Source organism: Olleya namhaensis (assembly GCF_900114005.1).
GTDB classification, from domain to species: domain Bacteria; phylum Bacteroidota; class Bacteroidia; order Flavobacteriales; family Flavobacteriaceae; genus Olleya; species Olleya namhaensis.
Window position 1 is genome coordinate 204,640 of record NZ_FORM01000001.1, and the last position, 24,044, is coordinate 228,683.

Sequence of the window (24,044 nt, forward strand, 5' to 3'; positions counted from 1 at the left end):
TTATGCTAAAAACATTTACAGAGTTTTCCACTAACGGAACATTAAAAATCTCTGACCAAAGTCTTTTAAAACAGTTTACAACCTCAAAGCAAATTGGGCTTTATACCTTTATTCTTACTGGTAGTAATACCATTACTGCAGAAGTGGATGGCGTCCCTTTGGTTTTAAAACCGCATCAAATATTATCCTTAACGCCTATCCAAAATTTTAAATACATTGATGGGGACGATAGCGTAGTCTATCAATTTAACCAAGAGTTTTATTGCATAAAAGACCATGACAAAGAGGTGGGTTGTGCTGGTGTTTTATTTTTTGGGAATGATACTATTCCGGTGATTTCTTTAAACGAAAATGAGCAACACAAATTTAATGTGCTCCATGATATGTTTTTAGATGAAATTGAAACAGAAGATACTATTCAGGCCGAAATGCTTAGAATGTTATTAGCACGATTTATAATAAAGACCACACGTTTACTTAAAAACGAAACACCATCTGCGCCACTTAATAAAGCTACTGACGAAACATTAAGACAGTATAACTTATTAGTAGAAACCCATTTTAAAGAAGCCCATCAAGTTAGTTTTTACGCAGAAAAATTATTTAAGTCTCCAAAAACGCTATCCAATAGCTTTGCTAAATCGGGACAAAGTCCTTTAAAGATTATTCATGAGCGTTTAGTATTAGAAACCAAACGTCAATTAATGTATACTGACAAAACTGCTAAGCAAATTGCTTACGATATTGGTTTTGAGGATGCTTCACACTTAAGCAGATTGTTTAAAAAACAAACTAGCATTACCCTTTCTGACTTTAAAAAGGGTTTATAAACTTTATTTAAGGCCTTTATTTCTTCACAAAAATACAATTTGGGAAAAATCGACAACTACTAAGGTAATATCGTCGTTTTAAAACCCGCTTTCGCGTCGCATCTTTGCACTGTAATATAAAAACAAGAGCATTATGAAAACGACCATATCTATATTCAATCTAATTGAAATCTTTACAAAAGCAAAAAGAAAGCTAACCAAATCTATCAATCCGCAAGAACATTGTGAGCATAAACAATTACACGATTACTATTGTGATGCAGAAATCAACAAAGGAATTATTGACAATTCAATTATATAAAAACACAACATTAAAAACATAAGATTATGACACCTATTAAAGCACTTAAAAGAGACGAAGTAAACGCAACCAATCAAGCTATTTTTGACCAATTAGAAAAAGCTGTAGGATTTGTACCAAATTTATATGCAACGTATGCTAATAGCGAAACCGCTTTAGAAAACTACTTGAATTTTGCAAATGCAAAGACTTCTTTAAAAGCTAAAGAAAAAGAAGTAGTAAATCTTGCTGTAAGTGAAGTAAACAGTTGCATTTACTGTTTATCTGCACACACTGCAATTGGTAAAATGAATGGTTTTACAGACGACCAAATTTTAGAATTAAGAGCAGGAAAAGCCTCTTTTGATACTAAATTTAATGCTTTAGCTGCTTTAGCCAAAAACATTACAGAAACCAGAGGAAAAACAGACGCTACAATTTTAAACAACTTTTTAGACACTGGTTATAACCACGGAAACTTAATTGATGTTATTGCTTTAGTTGGTGATAAAACAATCTCTAACTACATCCATAATACAACACAAGTCCCTGTAGATTTTCCAGTAGCACAACCATTAGAAACAGTAATATCTTAATTAATTATAACCTTAAAAATAAATAACAATGAAAAAATTAATCGCAACTTTAGTAATGACATTAACACTTTTAGTATCTGTTAATGCACAAGACAAAATGATGAAACATGATGCTGTAAAAACAGTAGCATTAGAGCAAACTACGGGTGAGTTTACTCAAAAAGGATTAACTATAAGTGAAGGTACTTATATTTTTGAAATAGCAAATAACGCGGTTGGAACAGATGTTGGATTTGTACTAATTAAAAAAGGTGCTGATGCTTCTAACCCAGAAAACCACATTAAAACTGCTTACGTAACTAGTGTTGTTAAGGATGGAGAAACGCAAACGTCTAGCGCAACAACATTAGTAAAAGGAGAATACACATACTTTTGCCCATTAAATAAAACACCACAGTACACGTTAACTGTACAGTAATATATTAGCTTTTAAGCTGATCTAAAAATTCCTGTCTGCGATTACGCGAGACAGGAATTTTTGCATTTCCAGTCAAGATTACATAACCTTCATTCAGGTATTTTTCTATATAACTTAAGTTTATTAAATGTGATTTATGTACTAAATAAAAGTCGCTATGCTCTAATAATTTATTAAAATGCCCAATACTATTGGAGCTTAATAATGGCCTACCCTCTTTTAAATGAATTTTAGTATAACCCGCTTCGCCTTCGCAATGCACAATGTTTTCAATTTTAATAAACTCTAAGCCTTCCACAGACGGAATTATAATTTTCTTTTTTTGAAACGTTTGCACCCCTAAGTTTTCAATTAACTGCTTGTTTTTTTGAAGCGCAGATTTATCACCAATATTGTTTTCGGCATTAGCCACAGCTTCTACCAGGTCTTTATTATCTATAGGTTTAACCAAGTAACCAATAGCGCAATGCTTTATAGCTTCAATAGCATAATTATCAAAAGCTGTTGCAAAAATGATTTCAAAATCAGGATTTTCAAATTGCTTTAATACATCAAACCCACTTAATTCTGGCATTGCAATATCTAAAAACACCAAGTCTGGTTTTAGGCTTTTAATTAACTCAATCCCTTCTTTTGGGCTTTGGCTTTCTGCTATTATTTGAACATTAGGACATAAACGTTCAAGCTTATTTTTTAAAATAGCTAACGCTTTACGCTCATCGTCTATTAATATGGTTTTAATGGTCATAATCGTCTTCATTTAAGCCTTCCTTAAAAATCAAGGTGACTTTGGTTCCTGTTTTATCGGATGTATCTGCACGATCCTGAATTGTAAACGCGACATCCCAATGCTTACTATCCTTTAGTAAAGTCAAACGCTCTTCTAACACAAAACTAGAATGTTCTGTATGCGTTTGTTTCTTTTTGGCATTCATAAGTTTAGACTTATTAATACCTATTCCATCATCTGTAATTTCAACTTTAAAACTATAATCATTGATACTCACAAAGTCAATACTAACTTCTCCTTTTCCTTTTTTATGAAAGATACCATGGTTAATGGCGTTTTCTACAATAGGTTGTAAAATCATTGGAGGCAAAAATAAATCTTGTGTATCCAATGCTTTATCTATATTTAATTGAAAGTCAAAATCGTCTTCAAAACGAAGCTTTTCTATATCTAAATAATTTTTTAAAAGCGAAATCTCATGCGCTACCGAAATGCGTTCTTTTCGAGAATACTCAAAAAATTGTCGCATTAATTTTGAAAATTTAGATAGGTAATCTTCACTTTTTTCAACTTCGTTTAGCTGAATATAATATTGAATTGCATTAAGCGAATTGTGTACAAAATGTGGATTCATTTGTGCTCTAAGCGCATTAAGTTCCAGCTCGTGTTGTCGTTTTTGATTATTTAATTTAGTTTCTAATTGCTCTTGGATAAGTTTGTTTTTACGGTTATTGAAAGTGGTAAACAAAAATACCGCACACAAAACAATCAATAAAGCAATGACGCTTAGTATTACAACAACATTATTAATATTTAGTCCTGTTTCAAGCATAAAAAACTTTTAATATAACACCCGTAAAGTATCAGGTTTAATAGCATTATTATAATTCTAAAAGATACCGATCTTAAATCTATTAACCCCCATGTAAGTGCTAATGGCAAAAAACCGATATAAAAAATAAGAATACCTGTCACCATCCAAAACTGCTGAGAGTCAATATAATTTATGGCTTTTTTATTATTTAGGAAGTTATTAAAAAATAAAGTAGAACAAACGATAATGATTATACTGGATGGAATAAAAGGAAAAACCCATAATGACCCCCAAAAATCTTGAGTGACTGCCGAATAAATTATTGTACACAAAAACACTAACCCAAAACATTTAATAAGGGTTTTATTTTTTAAAATTTGATGAAACCAGAACAAGTAAAAAGACACAGAAACAATAGTAAAAATATTATAAATATAAAGATTTTCTCCACCGATAAAAAAGCCCGCGATTTCATTAAACACAATATATACCAAGAAAAATAAAAAGTATTTTTCTTTTGTATTTCTATATTTTTTCCAATTCAAAATCGCTGCTATTAAAGCTGCAATTTGAATTACCATTATAATTATACTTGTGGTTGTAATCATTCTTAATTCCCTCCTTCAAATTCTTTTGGAGGCATACCAGCATTACCATAGTTTAAAGACTTAATTTTATAAGAGTTATTATTCTCATCATCCCCTTGTCTTGTTGTTTCGCGATTAGTTGGCGTAAAAAACACTGTGTTTTTTAATTTTCCATCTGTTTTTTTTGCTCCAAAATACACTCTAATTCCTGGGTTTTCATATTCTAAATTATCAGATTCTTCTTTTACAAAGTTTAAATAATTTTGAAGTGTTTCTAAATCAAACCAGATATCCCTAACATCTTGAGGCATAACACCATTATTTGATGCAATTATCTCTGGTAAATTTTGATACTTATTTTTATAATTTTCCTCCAAAGCATCTGCTTCTGCATTTGTTATTAGATCTGTGGGATCTCCAAATGCACACTCTTTATTATTACACTCCTGAAAGAGCAAAAAAGAAAGGACTAAAACAATAATTAGTAGTGATTTTGTTGTTAAATTCTTCATTTTATAGTTGGTTTTAATTAATAGCTAGATTACTAAGGTAGTATTTTAGTTAGTAACATATATTTTTTAACTTAATTTCCTTTTAGATGACAACTCATCCATCCACTTTTATTTTGTTTATGGAAAGAGACTGTTTTAGAAAACAATTCCGGTTTATCTTTTAAATTAGAGACTCTAACAAAATCTCTATCGTAAAATGGTGTTTCTACTTTTTTAAAATTAGCGACAACATCTGCTCTTGCCTCGTTTTTGAATGTGATAGATTCAACATCTTGCACTTCACTATAAACTAGATTTACATAAACCGTATTATCTTTTTGTCTAATAATATATTTTTTATTTGCATCTGAAATATCAATATTATAGACTGTATTAATCCTTGTGCTACTTGACATTTCTTGTTTTGTGGATGATATGGAATCTAACTTTATGACTCCTTTTTTTGCTAATTTTTTCAAATAATTTAATTCGGTTAAACTAGTACCTCCATTATGAAAAGTCATATTACCAACATACATTAGTTTTTCTACTTGGACAGGCCTGTCAGCCTCACAAGCTTTTATCATTTCTAGCGCTAAGCTTTTTGTTAATCCGTTAGTTGCATCTTTACAAGACGACAGAATTAGGACCATGAGTATTACTGCTGTTATATATTTCATTGTATCAAGTTATTTAATTATTTTGAGAATCAAGAATCATTTTTTGATTTGGCTTAATAGTGATATTAACACGTCTGTTTTTTGCACGCCCATAAGCGGTTGTATTATCAAAAACGGGTTGCGTTTCTCCAAACCAATTTGTTGAAATACGATTAACATCAATACCTTTATCGTAATGTAAATAACTAGTTACGGACTGCGCTCTAAACTTGGATAACGTAAAATTAGAAGCAGCAGATCCCACATCATCAGTATGCCCTTCGACAAAAACATCTGTATCTGGATATTCTCTTAATACATTTACCAATTTGTCTAAATTTTGTTTTGAAGCAGTGTTTAAATATTTTTCTCCAGTTTCAAAATACACTCCACTATTTTCGTCAAATGTAATTAGTATTGCATCATCAATACGCTCTACTGTTGCACCTGGAATTTCTTGTTCAATCTTCTGTGCTTGTTTATCCATTTTATTACCCAGCAACACGCCTGCAACGCCACCTAAAACACCTCCAATAATTGCACCTTCTGTCCCTTTGCCACCACTTCCTATATTATTACCAAGTATCCCTCCAACTACAGCGCCTCCAGCTGCACCAATTACAGCGCCTTTTTGTTTGTTATTAGCATTTTTTGTTGCGTTGCAACTTGTAAAATTTATAGTTAACACAACTGCTATTATAAACATTATGCTTTTGTTTAGTATTGTTTTCATGATTTTATTGTTTTAAAAAATTCATATTTAATGTAAATGGTTTTCCGTCAACATTAATTGTTTGTTGCCACTGCATGTTAGTGTCTGACAATTGCGTTAATGACATCCTAAAACCGTGATTGGTCTGGCTTTTACCTTTATAGTTTGTAGGTTTTAGCAGAAAATTATAAAGTCCTGTCGTTTTATCAATCTCCTTTATAGTAAAAACAAAATATCTAGCTTGATCACCACAACTGGTATTACTTAAACTATAATTACCCGAATTATTATTGGGTACAAATTTCCAAACACTACCTTCAAAACAGTCTTGTGTCGCATCATCCAACAACGCTATTTTATAGTTTCCTTTTTGATTATGTGTGACTTGACTAAGCACCCAATTTCCTTTTATAACTTTTTTTGATTGCCTTACCGTTTTACTACCACCACAAGACATGGCGAATAGCGTAAAAAGGCATAATGTTAAAATATTTTTCATTTTATTAGGATTTAAAACTCAAGACTAAAACCTATAATAGCCTTGAGTTTAGTTAAATTAATTAGTACATCCATTACAAGCGTTACATACAATATCTCCAAAGACATTGTTGTCTACATAGTAATTTGCTGGCAAAGGGAAACTATTAGTTGCAAAAAGCAACCCTCCTGTTTGTGTTGTTAAATCTGAATAGTTTTGTAAAATTGAAGCCCCTAATCCTTGATACGTTAAATAATTTGAGAATACAGTTACACTATTACTTTGAGCACCTAAAATGGCATTAGCAGTAGATAAATCTTCATTAGCGGTATCTCCTCTTGGACTTGAACCATCCAACTCCTCGTCACTTATGTAAAAAATAGAACGACAAGCACCGTCTCTCCAATCAAAATAATTAGATAAATCCTCTACCGCATTGGCGCCTTGCTCTCCTAAAAATCCTGAAGGTGGTAAATCTGCAGCTAAAGGAAATGGAGCTCCTGGTAACGCATTTAAATAATCTCTATGCGAAGTCGTGAAATTTGTACTATTAAATGTACCATCAACGCCAAGATACATGACTCTTAAATCCGAGTCGCAATCTGCTAAAGCGGCATCAATACCTGCTTGAGCCTCATTACTAACTTGAGTTGCAAACGCACCCATAGAGCCACTTGTATCTATTAAAATTATTAAATCAACCATTGGTCTAGTGGCTGAGCCTCCACACGGATCATAAGTATTATACTCACAATCACTATCACCGCAAGCCATTGCTAATAGTAATATCATAGTTACTCCGACTGATTTTAATACTGCGAAAAACGCTGATTTCAAACCGTTGTTTTTCTTTTTTAAATATGTGTTTTTCATAATTTCTAATTTTTAAAATAAGTCAAGACCGTTTACTTTTTGTAAGCGTCACAGCCTTGACTTGGGATTGACTAATAGCCTCTTTTGTATTGTTAAGTGGTTTATAAACACACTACTTTAAATTCGGTTCTACGGTTAATGGTATGTTCATTTTCTTCGCACGTTACGCCATCTGCACAACGGTTAAGCAACTCTGATTCTCCAGCTCCACGAGCAATTAAACGCGCTCTAGAAATACCTTTAGACATTAGGTAGTCTACTGAAGATTGCGCTCGTTTTTGAGACAATTCTTGATTGTATTGATCGCTACCTCTAGAATCTGTATGAGATGACATTTCTACTTTTATTGTAGGATTATCTTGCATTAATTTTACAACATAATCTAAGTCTGGACGTGCAGCAGGAAGAATATCCCATTTACCTAAGTTGAAAATAATATTATCTAATTTTATAGCTTGACCACAAGGGTTAACACACATTTCAAAATCTATAAACAATGATTTATTTCTGTCCTCCCCATTTGTAGTCAGCTCGACTTCATTAGAAAAATAACCGTCTTTATTTCCGTTTAAAGCATACGTTGATGCTTGTTTTAAATGAAAGATAAACTCACCTTTAACATCAGACAATGTGTTTTTTTGACCAGCATTTAATTTATCTCTTAGTTTTATATCCACACCTTGAATACCAACGGTAGTATTACACTCTACCACATTCCCTTTTAAGATGAAATTTAAATCGCCGTATTTAATAACCTTTTGTATACTATTACCATCTTTCTTACAGGCCTTAAATTCGTCCTTAGAAATACTAGTTTCCTCTAAACTAATATTGTATAATTTTCCTTTTACAATTAAATCGTCCTCTGCAACATCATTAAAAACAACCACTCCATAAGTATTAGTAGTTCCTGATTGTACAATATTTCCGTTTAAATCTGCTAGTACAACATCTGTAAAAGGCAAGGTTTCGTTTGTAAATTTATCTCTAGCGGTTACTGTAACACCACACCCACAAGTTGCACAACATCTTGGCATATGATCTTCTCCACATACCTCGCAAACATCTACTTTTTCTTTTTTATTGAATTTAAAAGTCACACCTGCAAACAGTCCAACCGAAGATATATCACAATCACATGGCTCTGTTCTAGTTTGTGCGTTACTAAAATCGACCGTATTACTTGGTTGCCCATTTGCTAACGTTCCAGCAACAACAGGATTATATCCTGCAGACACTGCTAAAGGTGTGTCAAAAAGTTCTGTTGCTCCAAAATGACGCATGTAATACGCACCAGCATTAATACCAAAATTATCATTTAAATAATATGTAAAACGAACTTGTCCTTTAAACGTAAACACGCTAGACGCATCATAACCAGCATGGAAATTTAAAGGATAGGCAGGAGAAGGTGCAACACTTTGTAAATAGGTACGACCTCCTTTAATAGATGCTAATCCAAAACGTGTGTTAATCTCTGTCGTAAATCTTTTAGATTGACTTCTAAACTGAATGTTTGGTCCTATACCGTAAAAAATTCTTGCTATCGTATTTTCGGTTAAGCTAAAATCTGAAATTGGTAAAGTCCCATCTGTTAAATTATCTGTTGGGTATGTGCTTTCTGATTGATTCTTGATATAATCAAAATCAAACCCTAAACCAAACCAGTTCCAATAATAGTCTAAAGACAAGCCTAAATCTAGACCTCCTTTATAATCTATATAAGGGGTATTATTGTCATAACTTGGAAAGTCATAACCAATTCTTGGAGATAACTGAAAGTAATTAGTATCCTCCTGTTGTGCTTTTGTTATAAATGCAGAAGCAAATACAAAAGCGATTAATAGAAATTTGAATAGATTTTTCATGATTTACATTTTTAAGTTTTAGTTATATACACTTACATAAAGAAGCGGTCTATTTTGTTACCCTTCCTTTTAAAATATGCAGTAATCAATTACTTAGGAGAATTAATATATACCCAAAGATGTACAAGAAAAGTCACACCAAATAGCAACAATAAACCAATAGACGTTTTGAGTCCATGAAGTGTCAACTACAATTGATAACAAAAAAAAGCCCGCTATAGTTAGCGGGCTTTTTTATGATAATAAAAAAATATTATAAACTTTGAAGTAGTATTACAGCTAGTACTAAACACACAAAAGGCAAACTTAACAATAGTGTTAAATTATGATCTTTCGCTTTACTTTTATTAAACTTAGCATTTAAAACCTTTCTAGTCTTACCATTATATTTTAGCCAATTTTTAAAATGAATTGCAATAGCAGACAACACAAATAATGTCCAAGCTTTTTCACTTGATATTGTGGATGCATTCATTTTAGTTAAAAAAGTAGCAATAAAAACACCTAGTAAAAAACACAATGTTATTTGTAAAGCCGAAAGATAAAACAAGGCTATAGTATTCGCTTTTTGCTTATAGCGTGTTTTAAAAGCTGTAAAAACCGTAAAAAAAAGCTGATCGAATGTATTAAGAGTCATAAATTATTAAAGTTGTTTCCTGAATGCACAAAAGTAACATATCCTACTATAGTATAAACCAGTATTTTTTTATCAGAAAAAAAACTAAACCAATTATACAAATAAGTAGTTAAAATTGAGAAGTATCGGTCTTCCAAAATATGCCGAAATATAACCTTTTATTGTGTGATGAACAGCATTTAAACAGTCCTGTTCTGTAAAAAAAATTAACAAATTACTATCTAAAGTTGAAGTGGTACCCATAGTAAAAATCACATTATACAACTATAATTCAATCAGATAAAACCATTTAAAGACAAGGATCTGGATTATCAAATTGTATTGTTTCGGGCGAATTAATATAAATGGTATAAAAATCGTCATAATAATCGCGAGTTAAAACACCATCAATTGTCCCGCCATCTGCAGGCAATAGCAAGCTTTTAAAGTCTGAAAATGTACTTGTGCTTAAAATAACTGAATGACCTAAACAATCTAACATGCTACGTTCTCCATTAAAACTGTCGCTATTTTCTGAAGCAAAGGTCTGACCAACTACAGCGTCATCAAACCTAATATTGCTTAATCTAATATATTGACTTTCTAATGCATTAGAAAAATCTTCAATAGTAACATCTTTGGCCACAATTGGAACGACTTGATTAGACCTAATTATATGTTCGGATACTTGCGTACTAGGTATTCTTGCTATTTGACCATCTTCTAATCGCCCTAATTGGATTACACCATTACTTTTACCTACGGATAAACCATTTAGCTTAATAAATACTTTTCGACCAAACTCGTATTGCGTAAACATTGGGTTTTTATCCACTTGAATACTTATGGCGGCTGTAGGGTTTTCTGGTGTATCTTGTATAATAAGTTGCTTATAAAAATTCCCGCCTTCATCACTAGACACGACATAACCCATGGTATATTTTTCAGAAACAGCATCTCCCGTCAATTCATAAGTAATAGGATCACCGAAACCTGTTCCAAAATTACCTAACACAGCATCTATAGTATTAAACTGTGCCTGATCATTTGGATACGTTTCAATACCGGAAAGACCTGTTGGGACTTCAAAATCATCATCTTCAACACAACCCAAAAACAGAAATAAACTTAGTATTACAAAGGTTATTTGATAAGTATTAATTAGTTTGATAAGTGTTTTGTTTCTATTCATAATTAAAATCTTACGTAAATATTTAAATAATAAGTGGTTCCGTTTCCAAAAAAATAACGATTACCAAACACTGGTCCACCTGTATTTGTTTGCTCTGTTAACTGACTTCTATAATCCACACGTCTTGATTGTTCAAAACCACCACTTTTATATTCTTGATTAAACACGTTATTTATAGTCGCAAAAAAACCAGCAAAATAATCCCCTATTCGCCATGACTTACCTCCAATTATATTAACTAGCATATAAGCATCAAACTGCTCTTGTTGCAATAATTGCTTTGCAACATCGGGATCTACATTATTAATCTGACCACCATTTAAAACATACAAATCACCACCAGCTGTACCATCTTGAAACTGCGTATCTGTATATAATTCTGGATCGGTAACAAAAGCAGCACTTCTTTTTAACGCACTAGTATTGACATAAGCATTAGAAAACTGATTGGCTGTAACACCTATATTCCAATAATCAGGGTCACGATACTCAAACCCTAATTGAAAAGCCCGTTCTGGTCCGCCCGAAATATGCACGTTTTTAAGATTAGTTGTTCCGTCTCCAAACACTGCACGTCCCACACCAAACTCTTGACTATAAAAAGTGATATTTGGGTTGTTATTGTAAGTATACTGCCCAACTGATGCGGCGCCTTTTAATTTTATTGTTGGTGTAACCTGAGCTTCTATACCTAGTTCTGCTCCAAAACGTTGCGTATCTATACCGGTAATTGCTTCTTGCACTAAATTATTACCCACACCTTCACTGTAATAAAAACCTGTTTCTGTCCCTTCTTGAATTGTAGAATAAAATCCCGTTAGTCGTGCTTTAACAATGGGTGATCTAAAAATATAACTTGCGTCTAGACTGGAAATAATTTCGCTATCAACATCATCAATAAGCATATTTGATTGCCTAGAATTAGCAAACGTATTTCTAATATTTGGTGCTTTAGTCATATATACACCATTAAAATCTAATACGTGAAGCCCAGAAATTTTATAAGTAGTGCCCGCTTTTACACCTATATTTATAAACTGAACTTTTTCACTCTTTCCAAAAGAGTTCCCCACAAAATATCCATTTTCAAACAAGCCTTCCCTTTGATATCCTGTTTGCGAAACATTACCGGCTAAATAAAAATCAATCTTATTATATTTAAAGACAGACTGGACAAAAGCACTGACAACATTAGCATTAATAATATAATTGTACTTATAGCGCTCGCCTTGATTGACAATTCTATTTGGATTTCTTACATCAGATTGTGCTGTGGTTAATGTACCGTCAATAGACTCTGTAGTTTCATCAGAAAAGAAATCGACATCTAAATAACCCGTACCACCCAACATATCTGATAAGACAGCAAAGTTTTCGCTTTTTAATTTTCTATAATTGATTGCTGCATTTACTCTGATATTATTATTAAGCTCTGTATCAAAAAGAATATTAGCCATTAATTGTTTATCATCTATTCTATCTTCCTGAATAGCATAAATAGCATTATAACCTTGATTAGCAGCATCTACATTGGCCGTATAAAGTGCGTCCCAATTAAACTGTCCATCGGCTTCAAATGCTTCTTCTGCAATATAAGCTTGTTCAAAATTATAGGCAGTTGGTCCGCCCTCTACATTTAAGTAATAGCTTGGCAGATTTTGATAATATGTTGGATCTGTATTACGCGCTCCTCCAAGATAACTATCTTGACCTTGAAATGTCACAAGACGTGTCCCGCCATTATCAACTCTAGTATTTCCTGAAGACCCAAATTGATATCCAATATTTGTATTAATAAGTGCTTTTTCTGTGACCTTCCAAAAATGGTTTAACATGACTATAGGCTCTTCACTTTTACGAATTCTAGAGTTCCGAACCTTACCATTCTGATTGCCCCAAAACGGATTATACTGTTGTCCTTTTAAATTAAAAACTTCGTCCGTTAGAGCCGTACCTTTTCCTCTTCTGTTTTGAGCATAAATAGCCATTAAGTTAAGACTATGCTTCTCATTTATTTGTTTTTCGGCAGAAGCCGTAAAAGAATTAGCGTCATACAATGTCCCGTCCACATAGCCTTCATTTCCAAATCTTCTAGACACTAAAACGCTATATGCCCAATTATTTTCCATTAATCCCGAACTATAACTAAGCATCATACGACCTTGATAACTCCGATTTGCCGATGCTAGAGACAAGCGTCCTCCTTTACGGTATTTGGAAGCCCTCATAACGATATTGTTTGTTCCCGCTAAGTCTCCAAAACTATAGTCGTTAGCACTAATACCCATTGAAAATTCTTGATTACGTTGTAGATCATTAATCCCGCCCCAGTTACTCCATTGTGGTCTACCTGTATTTTGTTTATTTAACTCTAACCCATTTATTAAAACTTTACCATTAGCACTACCTAGACCTCTTGGTCTAAAAAAAGTAGCACTAAAATCATAAGCAGCTGCACTTAAAAAAGCATCTTTAGAAGACTGTAACAATCCAGATATATTACTTGTTAATCCATCGGCTTCGCTATTTAATTCATCATCAGAAATAGAAATAACAAACACATCTGTTTTATTAATAGTTTTAAATGTTAAAGTCATATCCTGTATGTCTATTGTTTTTCCTTGACTTACAATTATTGGATAATACTTAGTAGCATAATTTAGTTTTTCAATTTTTAACATCTGCTCTCCTAATGGTACATTTTTATCGAATAGAAACTGTCCAAAAGCATCTGTTTTTGAAGATAAACCAGAGTCTTGAATAGAGACAATTACTTCTAGAATGGGTTGATTGGTTATGGCATCATTTACACTTCCTTTTACAATGGTTTCTTGTCCAACAAGGCTAAACACAGTATTTAATTGGACTAAGAGAATCAATAAAAATCTTTTCATAAATTACATTAAAATTGAATCCTTGATATTATGCTAAATATTGATTTTTAAGGACTTAGTATTTTGTGTTATATTTAATAAATATATAGAATTGAAATTCATTCTACAAATAACAACCTAAAATACAACCCTTTAAAGCATGATGCATTTAAAATACAGACTGATAACCCTATTATTGATGGTGTCTGTAAACGGAATTAGTCAAGAGCAAAAAAACTACCGTATACATACCATCGCATTTTATAATCTTGAAAATTTATTTGACACCATCAACGATCCAACAAAGTATGACGAAGCAAGCCCAATGATGGAAATAAAAGCAAATCGTTCTAAGATTTATAAGAAAAAAATACGCAATATGGCACGTGTTTTATCTGACATTGGAAGTAGTGTAACACATAACAGCCCTGCACTAATTGGAATTTGTGAAATTGAAAATGTTACGGTAATCGAAGATTTAGTAAATGACCCCATACTTATGGAGAAAGATTATGGTATTGTTCATTTTGATGGCCCTGATAACAGAAGTATTGATGTTGGCTTATTATATAAAAAATCGTTATTTCAAGTCGTCTCTAAAAGTACGCACACCTTAAAAATATATGATAGTGATACACATGAACGTCAAAATACAAGAGACCAATTATTGGTTACAGGAACATTGGAAGGCGAGACCATACATATAATAGTCAACCATTGGCCTTCTAGGCGTGGTGGTGAAGCCAAAAGCAGACCTAAACGTGTATCTGCTGCCAAGCTTAACAAACGCTTAATAGACAGCTTACAATCGATAAATCCCTATGCTAAAATAGTGACGATGGGAGATTTAAATGATAACCCAACAAATAAAAGTGTCAAAACCATTTTAAAAGCGAAAAGCAAAAAAGAGAACGTGCCCTTTAAAGGTATTTACAATCCTTTTATAGACCTTTTTAAAAAATCAGGATTAGGTACAACTGCCTATAGAGATTCATGGAGTCTATTTGACCAAATCATGGTTACTAAACCCTTTTTGGAAAAAGACTACTCCAGTTGGATGTATTACAAGTCTGGCATTTTTAACGAAAACTACTTGGTGACTAATAAAGGACGTTACGAGGGATATCCTTTTAGAAGTTTTGCCGATGGTGGATTTACAAATGGCTTTAGCGACCACTTTCCCGTCTATATGTATTTGATAAAAGAAGCTGAGGAAAACAGTTCTAAAACAAAACAATAAATGACACACATAAAAAAAGCGACCAATTGGTCGCTTTTTTTAATTTCTATAAGTTAAACCATGCATTCCATGGTAATTTTGCTAGTACTAAAACTAATGCTAAGGTATAAAATATAGCGATAGGCTTTATTTTTCCTGCTGAAGTTAATTTCTTTTTATGTTTAGAGTAACCAATAGTAATAAAGGCTACAGCTAATAGCATAGCAATAGGATGCTCTACAGCGTTAGATCTCAATGCTGAGTTACCCATAACTTCTTTTATAGTACTTTCTCCAAAATAATCTTGTGTAAACCACAAAACGATACCAATTAGTAACTGTATGTGTGATACTATTAACGTAAATAAAGCAATACGAAAATCTATAGGCTCATATTCCTTTTTACCAAAATGCTTAATTAAAGCATTTACAGTTGCTATTACCATCATTAAAAATACTAGATAAGCCCAATACGAGTGCAACATTTTAATCATAAGTCTTGTTTTATTAGTTATACCACAAATGTAGTAATTATTAAGCATAAAAAAACCGCTTCTTTTCAGAAGCGGTTTTAATATTATTTAATAATGCTTAGTTATTATCAACCCAAACACCACCTTCTTTAATTAATTTAAACTCTTCAATACCACTACTTCCGTCATATATAGCGAAAGATAACACGTACTTCTGACCTTCCTCTGCACCAGGTGCAAGACTATTATCTAAAAGACTAGCAAATGCAGTTGCTAACATTTCATCACTCCAGTATGCATCATTTGATGGTCTTCTATCAAAATTAGAATACTGAGCTACACTTGCAGTTGGTGCTTCAAAACCAGATACTGCAGCAAAAGTAGAAGTAATATAATCGTAATCTGAACCATCTAAATCATGACGAATAGTGTTGTCTGGTACCCAAACTCCGTTATCATATCCAAACTGTAAAGACGACTCTATTGTAGACTCATGCGCATTCCACATACCATCTGTAAATGTGTATAAGTTACCTCTTCTTTGTGCTCCTGTAGAACTAGAGAAGTAATCGTAGATTACAAATAATTCTTGATCTTCTTGACCAAAAGGGAAATTTAACTCTAAAAACGTTGGTAAGTAATTATCTGGAGATGTTGAGCTACTAAAGTTGTTGTATTGTCCTGGTTGTCCAGAAGCAGTACCCATAGAGTCATAATCAGCAGAAGTTAAATAATAAATATCTTCTACTGCTTCCCAGCTTCCACCAGTATACATAAAGTACTCTCCTTTAGAATCTGTTGCTCCTGTAGCACCTAAAGTCTTAATAGACATGTCAGCAATTCTCCAACGAGATGCATCACTATCTGTAGACTCATATTTAAACGCTACGTTAATTTCTTGACCATCATAAGCAGAAAAGTCATAATCTTCAGAAGAAGCCATATCTCCTGTTGCAGGACTAGCTAAAGTAATTTCATCCCATGTTGCAGTTAATACATCACCAGCATAATCTGTAGATACTAAAATTTTAACTAATGACGCGTCAGTAGCAAAATCAAGTTCTTGAGTAATTTGAAACTTAAGGTTATCCTCACCGTCTAAATCAATAGCTGGAGATACTAACCATTCGATATTTGCAATTTGAGTTCCGAAGTATCCGTTACCTCTAATATTTCCAGTTTCAGTAGTCCAAACTACATCATTTCCAAATTCTTCTTGACTAACCCAACCTTCAAAACTTCCAGCAAAGTTATACTCTACTAAACTAGCTAAACCTACAACAGGTACTTCTGTATACTGCTTGTATTTAGCTAAAACAATTTGTCCTTCTGTTGGCGTTGCAATTTGCGCATCCAATACATCAGGAATTTGAGAAGTAGCATCTACATTTGGATAAAATCCAAAAGCGTCACTTCCTGTCGTTGCGTAATCTGAATTTGTAAAAGAATACACATCAGAACTAGTAAAATCACTTACTCCTTCTGCGTTACCAATGTAAAGGTTATAGTTTACTAAAACTGAAGACCCTTGCCCATATAATGGATAGACATCAGATAATAAAGCTGGCACTAATTCTTTAACTTGTAATTCTGAATCAAAACTTCCGAATCCTAATTCTAATGCAGAATAGTCTTCATCTGTAACTGTGTACTCAAAAGATCCAACATTAGGATCCTGAGGTAATGCATCAATTTCATTATTGATGTCTTCTAGTGGATTACAACCAGTAAAGACTGTAGCCACAACAACTAATAAATAAATTACTTTTTTCATTTTTCTTTTTTTTTAAAAATTAAGTTTCATTCCAACACTAAACGTTCTTCCGAAACCGTAATATACACTTGAAGAGGCAGCATCTCCACCATCTTGTGCATCTGCAATATATTCTGTATCAAATACGTTGTTCATTCTTGCAGTTAAAGTAGCATCTAAGCTACCAAACTTAAATCCATGTCTAATAGCTGTATCAAAGATACCGTAAGAAGGCACTTTCCATGCTTCTGGTCCAACTGTACCTCTATCACTAGGGTCAAATTCTGCATATAGATCAGCAAAATAATTGTAGTCAATAGTAAATGTAGTTTCTGGAGAAAACTTGTATACTGTACCTATAGCAAACGTTGTTTGAGCAGCATCACCTACATGTAAATCTTCAATTATAAGATCTACTGTATCCACTAACTCATTAGCTTCGTTAAAAATTTGAACATTTTCAACATTGTTTTGCCATCTCCAGTCTCCTATAGAAGCCATACCTGTAACTGTTAAGTTATCAGTAGCCTTATATTTTAAATCTAATTCAACACCTTGATGCACTGCGTTTACTCCTAAAATATTTGCAAAAGCAATAGATTCGTCTTGTAATTGGAATCTAGCAACTTCCGTTCTATCTTTCCAAGTTGTGTGGTATACGTTTATGTTAGCAGATAACTTTTCGCTTCTGTAACCATATCCTAATTCAAAACTAGTAATTTTTTGGTTTTCTGCATCATCATTTACATCCACGTTGTTTCTGTTAGCAAAAACTGCGCTAAAAAATGGAGCTCTTTCGATGTAACCTAAGTTAGCAAACACGTTATGGTTTGTATCGATATTGTAGTTAGCTCCTCCTTTTACACCATATGCAAAAAAGTTGTAAGCATCAGTTTCTTGTAAATCATCACTATCTAAATATAAGAAACGATCTACTCTTCTGTAACCTGTAGTTGATCCAGAAACAGATAAAAATGTTGATAATTTATCTTTAGAATACTCTGCTTGTGCAAAAGTACCTAACCAGCTTACTTTACCGTCATTGTCATAAAAAATTCTATCTCCAACTTGCGCTTGATTATTTGGGTTATTAACATTTGCATTATCTGCAGCATATTGTCCTCCTAATAAATCTGTTACTTCTGTAAAGTGAATCCCTTTATAACTTCTAAAATCAACACCTCCTAATAAAACGATGTCTTCAGTTAAATCTGTCTTTAATGTCGTTAAAACACCAAACCATTTGTGGTCGTTTCTAGATGCTCTTAAAAAAGACTCAGAACCGTTAACTCCTGCAGCTTCATTTTCTGCTACAATCTTATCAAAATCGATAGTACCTAAAGTTCCAATTCTATAATCATCATTGTTGATAGAAAACTTACTTCCATCACCACCGGTTCCACCTCCACCACCAGATCCGAAAGATGCATAAGCAGCAGTAGACAAAGAAGTGTTATCAGAAATATTCCAATAGTGGTTTAAAGAAATTTGAGGTTTGTGGTAAAAGTTATCTTCTTGAGATGTTACTTGACCATCTTTATAACCCCAATCAGAGTTAAATTTTCTTCCTCTTTCACTTGCTCTGTAAGTCGCAATTGAGTGACGGTTTTGTCTTTGACCGTGACGTTGTTTTGCACCAAATGCAGTAAAAGAGATTTTATGATCGTCATTAATTTCTTTAGATAAGTTTAAGAAATAAGAGATTGCATTAAAATCTGTACCATCTACGTATCCATCACCATCTGTTTTAGACGCAGATACTGTTGCAGCAAATCCTTTATCAGAAACTCCTGTAGAATATGTTACACCAAATTTTTGAAATCCGTCATTACCTAAAGTTGTATATACATTACCTCCTGCTTCAACATCTGTTGTTTTAGAAATAATATTAATTGTTCCTCCAATAGAAGGTACCGCTACTTTAGAAGCTCCAAGACCTCTTTGCACTTGCATAGAACTTGTTACATCTCCTAATCCAGCCCAGTTTGACCAGTATACCTGACCATTTTCCATATCATTTACTGGTACTCCGTTAATCATAACAGCAACGTTCTCTGAACTAAAACCACGTAAGTTAATACGTCCGTCTCCGTATCCACCACCACTTTTAGTAGCGTAAACTCCAGGAGTTGATTTTAACACCTCAGGAAATTCTTGAGTTCCTAATTTTAATTCGATGTCCTTCGCTCTAATTGTAGATACAGCTACTGGTGTTTTTCTATCAACTGCTACAGAAGCAATAATAGAAACTTCCTGTAAGTTAAACTCACTTGGTTGTAAAACAACCTCACCTAAGTTTTTGTTTCCACTAATTTCAAACTCTTGGTCTAAGAAACCAACATAAGATAAAACTACAGTAGTTTTGCTTGATTTAGTTGTTAATGAGAATTTTCCGTCAAAATCGGAAGATGTTCCATTAGATGTTCCTGATTCAATAATGTTAACTCCTAATAAAGGCGTTTTTGTCTCAGAGTCTACTACTGTTCCAGTAACAGTACTTTGAGCCATTGTAAATGCAGAAAACATTAATGCCACTGCAAAAAACATAACTTTAATTGTGTTTTTCATTGTAATTAATTAAGATTTGTTAGTTTCAAATTTGTGCAAAAATACGACTAATTCTAATTGTTATATTAACTTAACGTTAACAAATGCACAAAAACGAAATTACATAAAATATTCCAAATCTCAATTAACTGTTAATCAAAACAATAAAAAAATTTATTAACATAAATTATCTTAATTTCTTGTATAATTCCAATAAATTTAAGGTGGAAGCATCATGATTAGCAAAACTAGAATTATCAAATTCTTTTAAAATCTTATTGGCTAATTGCTTCCCTAACTCGACTCCAAATTGATCATAACTGTAGATATTCCAAACAATCCCCTGTACAAATATCTTATGCTCGTACATCGCGATTAATTTTCCTAAGCTCTCTGGAGTCAGTTTTTTTATGAAGATTGTATTTGTAGGTTTATTCCCCTCAAATACTTTAAAAGGTGTTAATTCTTTAATTTTTTCTGCTGAAGCATTTTGACTTTTTAATTCAGCCTCAACGTCTTCTTTAGTTTTACCGTTTAACAACGCTTCGGTTTGTGCAAAGTAATTAGACATCAATTTATCTTGATGATCATGATTACCATATAGTGATTGCGCAAAACCAATAAAATCTGCAGGTATTAATTTTGTTCCTTGATGAATTAATTGAAAAAAGGCATGCTGAGAATTGGTCCCAGGCTCTCCCCAAATTAATGTTCCTGTTTGGTAATTTACTGGCACACCATTACGGTCTACACTTTTACCATTACTTTCCATTATACCTTGCTGCAAATAGGTAGCAAACTGAGTCAAATATTGTGTATACGGAATAACAGCTTCACTTTCTGCTTTAAAAAAGTTGTTATACCAAACACTTAATAGTGCTAAAACAACTGGGATATTTTGATCCAAATCCGCCGTTTTAAAATGGGTATCCATTTTATTGGCACCTTCTAAAAGCGAATCAAAATGCTTGTAACCTACAGATAAACTAATAGTTAGTCCAACTGCACTCCATAACGAAAAACGACCACCAACCCAATTCCACATCGGGAAGATGTTATTTTCGTCTATCCCAAAGTCTTTTACTTTTTCAATATTAGTAGATACAGCTACAAAATGCTTAGCCACATCTTCTTGCTTAGCCTGTTTTAAAAACCAAGTTCTAATAGTATTGGCATTAGACAAGGTTTCCTGTGTTGTAAATGTTTTTGAAACGATTACAAACAATGTTGTTTCAGGATTTAATGTTTTTAAAACCTCATTAACATGGTCACCATCTACATTGCTTACAAAATGAGTGGTTAAATGATTTTTATAATATTGAAGGGACTCAACCACCATAGCTGGTCCTAAATCACTACCACCAATTCCGATGTTTACTACATCAGTAAATGGCTTATTTGTGTATCCTTTTAATTGTCCCGTTATAACTTGATTAGAAAACGTTTCAATTTTTTGTTTAACCGCTATAACTTCTGGCATTACATTTTTACCATCTACTATAATAGTATCTGTTGCTTTTGCACGTAAAGCCGTATGTAAAACTTCTCTTCCTTCCGTTTTATTGATGATTTCTCCAGAGAACTGTGCCTGAATAGCCTCTTTTAACTTAACCTCTTCCGCTAATTCTAAAAGCAAAGACATGGTCTCAGAAGTAATTCTGTTTTTTGAATAATCTACATAAAAATCGTCCCAATTAATAGTCATTTGATTTGCTCTTTCTGTATCCTGAGTAAACAAATGTTTCATCTCTAAGCTTTTTACAGTTTTAAAATGAGCTTCTAATTTTTTCCAAGCTTTTGTACTTGTTGGGTTGATTGAAGGTAGTGCCATTAGTTAGTGTATGTAATTGTGTTTTCTGAAATAGTTTGAATATCTAAAATCTGATCTTCTTCGATAGGAGAAATAAACTCTATCCCATCCAATTGTGTTTTCAACGGTTTAATAAACTTTAAATATTCAGTTTTTAAGCTATCCGAAATAGGTTCTGCTTCCGGTAATTTTTGTTTAAAAGGATCTACTTGTTTTCCGTTTTTCCAAAAACGATAACAAACATGAGGTCCTGAGGTATTACCTGTCATACCCACATACCCAATAACATCTCCTTGTTTTACAAAGTCACCCACTTTAGATTTACGCTTACTCATGTGTAAGTATTGCGTTGTATAAGTTGAGTTATGTTTAACTTTTACATAATTACCGTTTCCACCACGCTTAGCAGACTCGATAACCGTACCATTTGCTGTTGCACGGATTGGTGTTCCAACGCTTGCTGCAAAATCAGTTCCTTTATGGGGACGCACTCGGTTTCCATAAAGTGCAATTCTTCGATTTAAATTAAATCTTGATGAAATACGCTTATATTCCACGGGTGCTTTTAAAAATGCACGACGTAAGTTTTTCGCATCTTCAGAAAAATAATCTTTTAATCCTTTTATAGTATCTGTTTCAAACTCGAAAGCATAAAAAGGCTCGTTGTTATGCAAAAAGTAGGCTGCTTTAATATTATCGATTCCTGCATAGATAGTGTCATCAATATATTTTTCGGTGTAAACTACTTTAAACTTATCATTTTTCTGAAGTCGAGAAAAATCGATAGTCCAAGCGTAGATATCCGACATTTTATAAGCTAACAACACACTTTTACCTTGCTTTGCAAAAGACTCAGAAATATTAGACTCTATAACACCAGACACTTCTTTTTCTACATATTTTATGGGTTTTGTACTTGAATATGCGTGAATAGAATCTTGGAAGTTTATAACAACATAATCAGTTTTTGTAGGTTGGTAAATAAAACATTTTGGCTGCTGTAGCGAATCGTTAGAACACAACAAAGTATAAGGCTTACCAACTTGCAAGCGTCTGATATCAAAACTATCCTTTGTTTTTTCTGCGATTTGAAAAATCTTAGAGTAATCTATTTGATTACGTTGTAGAATTTCGCCAAAACTATCTCCTTTTTTGATAGTGTCACGTTTTACAATATAATCATCTAGTTTAAAACCAAATTCATAAAGCTCTTCTGGCTCAATAACCTCAACGCTTTCTATTGGTGTTTTATCTTCTTCTTTACAACTAACAATTGCTAATGTAAATGCTAAAAGCACTAGACATTTTTGCCCCAATCTTGCAACTCTTGTTTGCTCCATAGGTCTGGAAAAAATATTCGTCTTTGATACTTTGGATGCATGTATTTTACCCATTCACTTCCTCCTGTTGCTTCAGCTGTTTTACCACCAATATTTAAATAGTGATTAGCTGTGTTATAATGTGCCATTACCCACGTAATATTTACTGTGTAATCGTAATGACGCATTGCTTTGATTAAATCCTTGTCTTCTCTAACCTCTATTGGTAAACTTTTAAAGATAGTCCACAAATTATGTCTGTTATAGAATTCTGCAAATCTAATAAATTCGTCTTTGTATTTAGCTTCAAAAACTGTTAATGTATAGCTTTTTTTGCCCGTTTTGTAGTCCTTTCCTGCTGCTTGCCAATATAAATGCTCAAAAGCGTGCTCAAAAGAAGTGTCTCTATCAATAGTTTCTCTAAACCTATTGTCAATTAAATTGATCAACTCAGTTGAAGCAAACTCTATTTTACGGTATTGCGCTGACTGAAAACCACTTGCAGGCGTTAAAGTATTTCTAAACTTATTGTATTGCTCCACATCCATACCATCTTTCATTACTGTAAATGATGACGTTAAAACATCAAAATAACGACTGATACGCATGATTTTTGTTTCAAAAAAAGAAGCGGTTATAGCATCTGATTTAGCGACTTGCTCTATTTCCCACAAGATCATTTTAAACAACAACTCATTTACTTGATGGTACATTAAAAACACCATCTCGTCTGGTAACGTTGTACGTTGCACTTGTAAATTTAAAAGCGCATCGGTTTGTATGTAGTCCCAATAATCAATTGGCTTACTATGCAATAAACCTTCTAAATGGGTATTTAGATTTTGGCCTAATCCATCGTACTTTTCTTCTAATTGCTTGATTAAATTCTGGTCTACGCTCATTATAA

At 32.9% G+C, this 24,044-nt stretch carries 23 protein-coding genes; 5 read left to right on the forward strand and 18 right to left on the reverse strand.

The features are described from left to right. Nucleotides 1-2 precede the first annotated feature (2 nt). The 4 genes from BMZ09_RS00870 to BMZ09_RS00880 all read left to right on the forward strand — a co-directional run bounded on the left by BMZ09_RS00870 (nucleotide 3) and on the right by BMZ09_RS00880 (nucleotide 2,124). A complete protein-coding gene (locus BMZ09_RS00870; RefSeq protein WP_090836650.1) occupies nucleotides 3-830 on the forward strand; it encodes a helix-turn-helix domain-containing protein in 828 nt (275 codons plus the stop codon). Nucleotides 831-963: 133 nt separating this feature from the next. Then, nucleotides 964-1,131 (forward strand): hypothetical protein, encoded by a 168-nt coding sequence (locus tag BMZ09_RS16110; RefSeq protein ID WP_157814064.1) that lies wholly within the window; start codon nucleotides 964-966, stop codon nucleotides 1,129-1,131. A gap of 26 nt (nucleotides 1,132-1,157) precedes the next feature. Beyond that, nucleotides 1,158-1,706, forward strand: coding sequence for a carboxymuconolactone decarboxylase family protein (locus BMZ09_RS00875; protein WP_090836652.1), 549 nt, complete (start codon nucleotides 1,158-1,160; stop codon nucleotides 1,704-1,706). A gap of 28 nt (nucleotides 1,707-1,734) precedes the next feature. Next, entirely contained in the window at nucleotides 1,735-2,124 is a 390-nt protein-coding gene (locus tag BMZ09_RS00880; RefSeq protein ID WP_090836655.1) for a plastocyanin/azurin family copper-binding protein, read from the forward strand. 4 nt (nucleotides 2,125-2,128) lie between these two features. On the opposite strand, the gene BMZ09_RS00885 is transcribed toward BMZ09_RS00880, so the two are convergent. The 12 genes from BMZ09_RS00885 to BMZ09_RS00940 all read right to left on the reverse strand — a co-directional run bounded on the left by BMZ09_RS00885 (nucleotide 2,129) and on the right by BMZ09_RS00940 (nucleotide 14,038). Next, nucleotides 2,129-2,884 carry a LytR/AlgR family response regulator transcription factor gene (locus BMZ09_RS00885; RefSeq protein ID WP_245741069.1) on the reverse strand — a complete coding sequence of 252 codons (756 nt, stop codon included), beginning with the start codon at nucleotides 2,882-2,884 and terminating at the stop codon, nucleotides 2,129-2,131. After that, on the reverse strand, nucleotides 2,862-3,686 hold the full coding sequence (locus BMZ09_RS00890; protein ID WP_245741070.1) for a sensor histidine kinase: 825 nt from the start codon (nucleotides 3,684-3,686) through the stop codon (nucleotides 2,862-2,864). Before BMZ09_RS00890 ends, BMZ09_RS00885 begins: the two co-directional genes overlap by 23 nt. Continuing rightward, a complete protein-coding gene (locus tag BMZ09_RS00895) occupies nucleotides 3,668-4,276 on the reverse strand; it encodes a hypothetical protein (RefSeq protein ID WP_090836659.1) in 609 nt (202 codons plus the stop codon). Before BMZ09_RS00895 ends, BMZ09_RS00890 begins: the two co-directional genes overlap by 19 nt. A 2-nt stretch (nucleotides 4,277-4,278) precedes the next feature. Continuing rightward, nucleotides 4,279-4,767, reverse strand: a complete 489-nt coding sequence (locus BMZ09_RS00900) for a hypothetical protein (protein WP_090836661.1) — start codon at nucleotides 4,765-4,767, stop codon at nucleotides 4,279-4,281. Nucleotides 4,768-4,838: 71 nt separating this feature from the next. Further along, nucleotides 4,839-5,426 (reverse strand): hypothetical protein, encoded by a 588-nt coding sequence (locus tag BMZ09_RS00905; RefSeq protein ID WP_143067769.1) that lies wholly within the window; start codon nucleotides 5,424-5,426, stop codon nucleotides 4,839-4,841. Between the two features lie 13 nt (nucleotides 5,427-5,439). Further along, a complete protein-coding gene (locus BMZ09_RS00910; RefSeq protein ID WP_090836664.1) occupies nucleotides 5,440-6,138 on the reverse strand; it encodes a YiaD family glycine zipper/OmpA-like lipoprotein in 699 nt (232 codons plus the stop codon). A gap of 4 nt (nucleotides 6,139-6,142) precedes the next feature. Then, nucleotides 6,143-6,616 carry a lipocalin family protein gene (locus BMZ09_RS00915; RefSeq protein WP_090836666.1) on the reverse strand — a complete coding sequence of 158 codons (474 nt, stop codon included), beginning with the start codon at nucleotides 6,614-6,616 and terminating at the stop codon, nucleotides 6,143-6,145. A gap of 57 nt (nucleotides 6,617-6,673) precedes the next feature. Next, nucleotides 6,674-7,468, reverse strand: a complete 795-nt coding sequence (locus BMZ09_RS00920) for a vWA domain-containing protein (protein ID WP_090836669.1) — start codon at nucleotides 7,466-7,468, stop codon at nucleotides 6,674-6,676. 101 nt (nucleotides 7,469-7,569) lie between these two features. Then, nucleotides 7,570-9,336, reverse strand: a complete 1,767-nt coding sequence (locus tag BMZ09_RS16380; RefSeq protein ID WP_090836672.1) for an OmpA family protein — start codon at nucleotides 9,334-9,336, stop codon at nucleotides 7,570-7,572. A gap of 253 nt (nucleotides 9,337-9,589) precedes the next feature. Further along, nucleotides 9,590-9,973 carry a hypothetical protein gene (locus tag BMZ09_RS00930; RefSeq protein ID WP_090836674.1) on the reverse strand — a complete coding sequence of 128 codons (384 nt, stop codon included), beginning with the start codon at nucleotides 9,971-9,973 and terminating at the stop codon, nucleotides 9,590-9,592. Nucleotides 9,974-10,262: 289 nt separating this feature from the next. Continuing rightward, complete coding sequence (locus BMZ09_RS00935) at nucleotides 10,263-11,144, reverse strand: DUF5689 domain-containing protein (protein ID WP_090836675.1); 882 nt, start codon at nucleotides 11,142-11,144, stop codon at nucleotides 10,263-10,265. Nucleotides 11,145-11,146: 2 nt separating this feature from the next. Continuing rightward, nucleotides 11,147-14,038 (reverse strand): peptidase associated domain and porin domain-containing protein, encoded by a 2,892-nt coding sequence (locus BMZ09_RS00940; protein WP_090836676.1) that lies wholly within the window; start codon nucleotides 14,036-14,038, stop codon nucleotides 11,147-11,149. 142 nt (nucleotides 14,039-14,180) lie between these two features. Between BMZ09_RS00940 and BMZ09_RS00945 the strand changes: the two genes are divergently transcribed. Beyond that, on the forward strand, nucleotides 14,181-15,257 hold the full coding sequence (locus BMZ09_RS00945; RefSeq protein ID WP_449578175.1) for an endonuclease/exonuclease/phosphatase family protein: 1,077 nt from the start codon (nucleotides 14,181-14,183) through the stop codon (nucleotides 15,255-15,257). Between the two features lie 46 nt (nucleotides 15,258-15,303). Here BMZ09_RS00945 and BMZ09_RS00950 read toward each other — a convergent pair whose 3' ends face one another. The 6 genes from BMZ09_RS00950 to BMZ09_RS00975 all read right to left on the reverse strand — a co-directional run bounded on the left by BMZ09_RS00950 (nucleotide 15,304) and on the right by BMZ09_RS00975 (nucleotide 24,039). After that, a complete protein-coding gene (locus tag BMZ09_RS00950) occupies nucleotides 15,304-15,729 on the reverse strand; it encodes a hypothetical protein (protein WP_090836678.1) in 426 nt (141 codons plus the stop codon). A 97-nt stretch (nucleotides 15,730-15,826) separates the two neighbouring features. Then, nucleotides 15,827-17,482 carry a choice-of-anchor J domain-containing protein gene (locus tag BMZ09_RS00955; RefSeq protein WP_090836680.1) on the reverse strand — a complete coding sequence of 552 codons (1,656 nt, stop codon included), beginning with the start codon at nucleotides 17,480-17,482 and terminating at the stop codon, nucleotides 15,827-15,829. 12 nt (nucleotides 17,483-17,494) lie between these two features. Further along, complete coding sequence (locus BMZ09_RS00960) at nucleotides 17,495-20,029, reverse strand: TonB-dependent receptor (RefSeq protein WP_090836681.1); 2,535 nt, start codon at nucleotides 20,027-20,029, stop codon at nucleotides 17,495-17,497. Nucleotides 20,030-20,195: 166 nt separating this feature from the next. Beyond that, entirely contained in the window at nucleotides 20,196-21,839 is a 1,644-nt protein-coding gene (gene pgi, locus BMZ09_RS00965) for a glucose-6-phosphate isomerase (protein ID WP_090836683.1), read from the reverse strand. Next, complete coding sequence (locus tag BMZ09_RS00970; protein ID WP_090836684.1) at nucleotides 21,839-23,158, reverse strand: M23 family metallopeptidase; 1,320 nt, start codon at nucleotides 23,156-23,158, stop codon at nucleotides 21,839-21,841. Before BMZ09_RS00970 ends, pgi begins: the two co-directional genes overlap by 1 nt. Then, nucleotides 23,116-24,039, reverse strand: coding sequence for a tryptophan 2,3-dioxygenase family protein (locus tag BMZ09_RS00975; protein ID WP_090836687.1), 924 nt, complete (start codon nucleotides 24,037-24,039; stop codon nucleotides 23,116-23,118). Before BMZ09_RS00975 ends, BMZ09_RS00970 begins: the two co-directional genes overlap by 43 nt. Nucleotides 24,040-24,044: the final 5 nt, after the last annotated feature.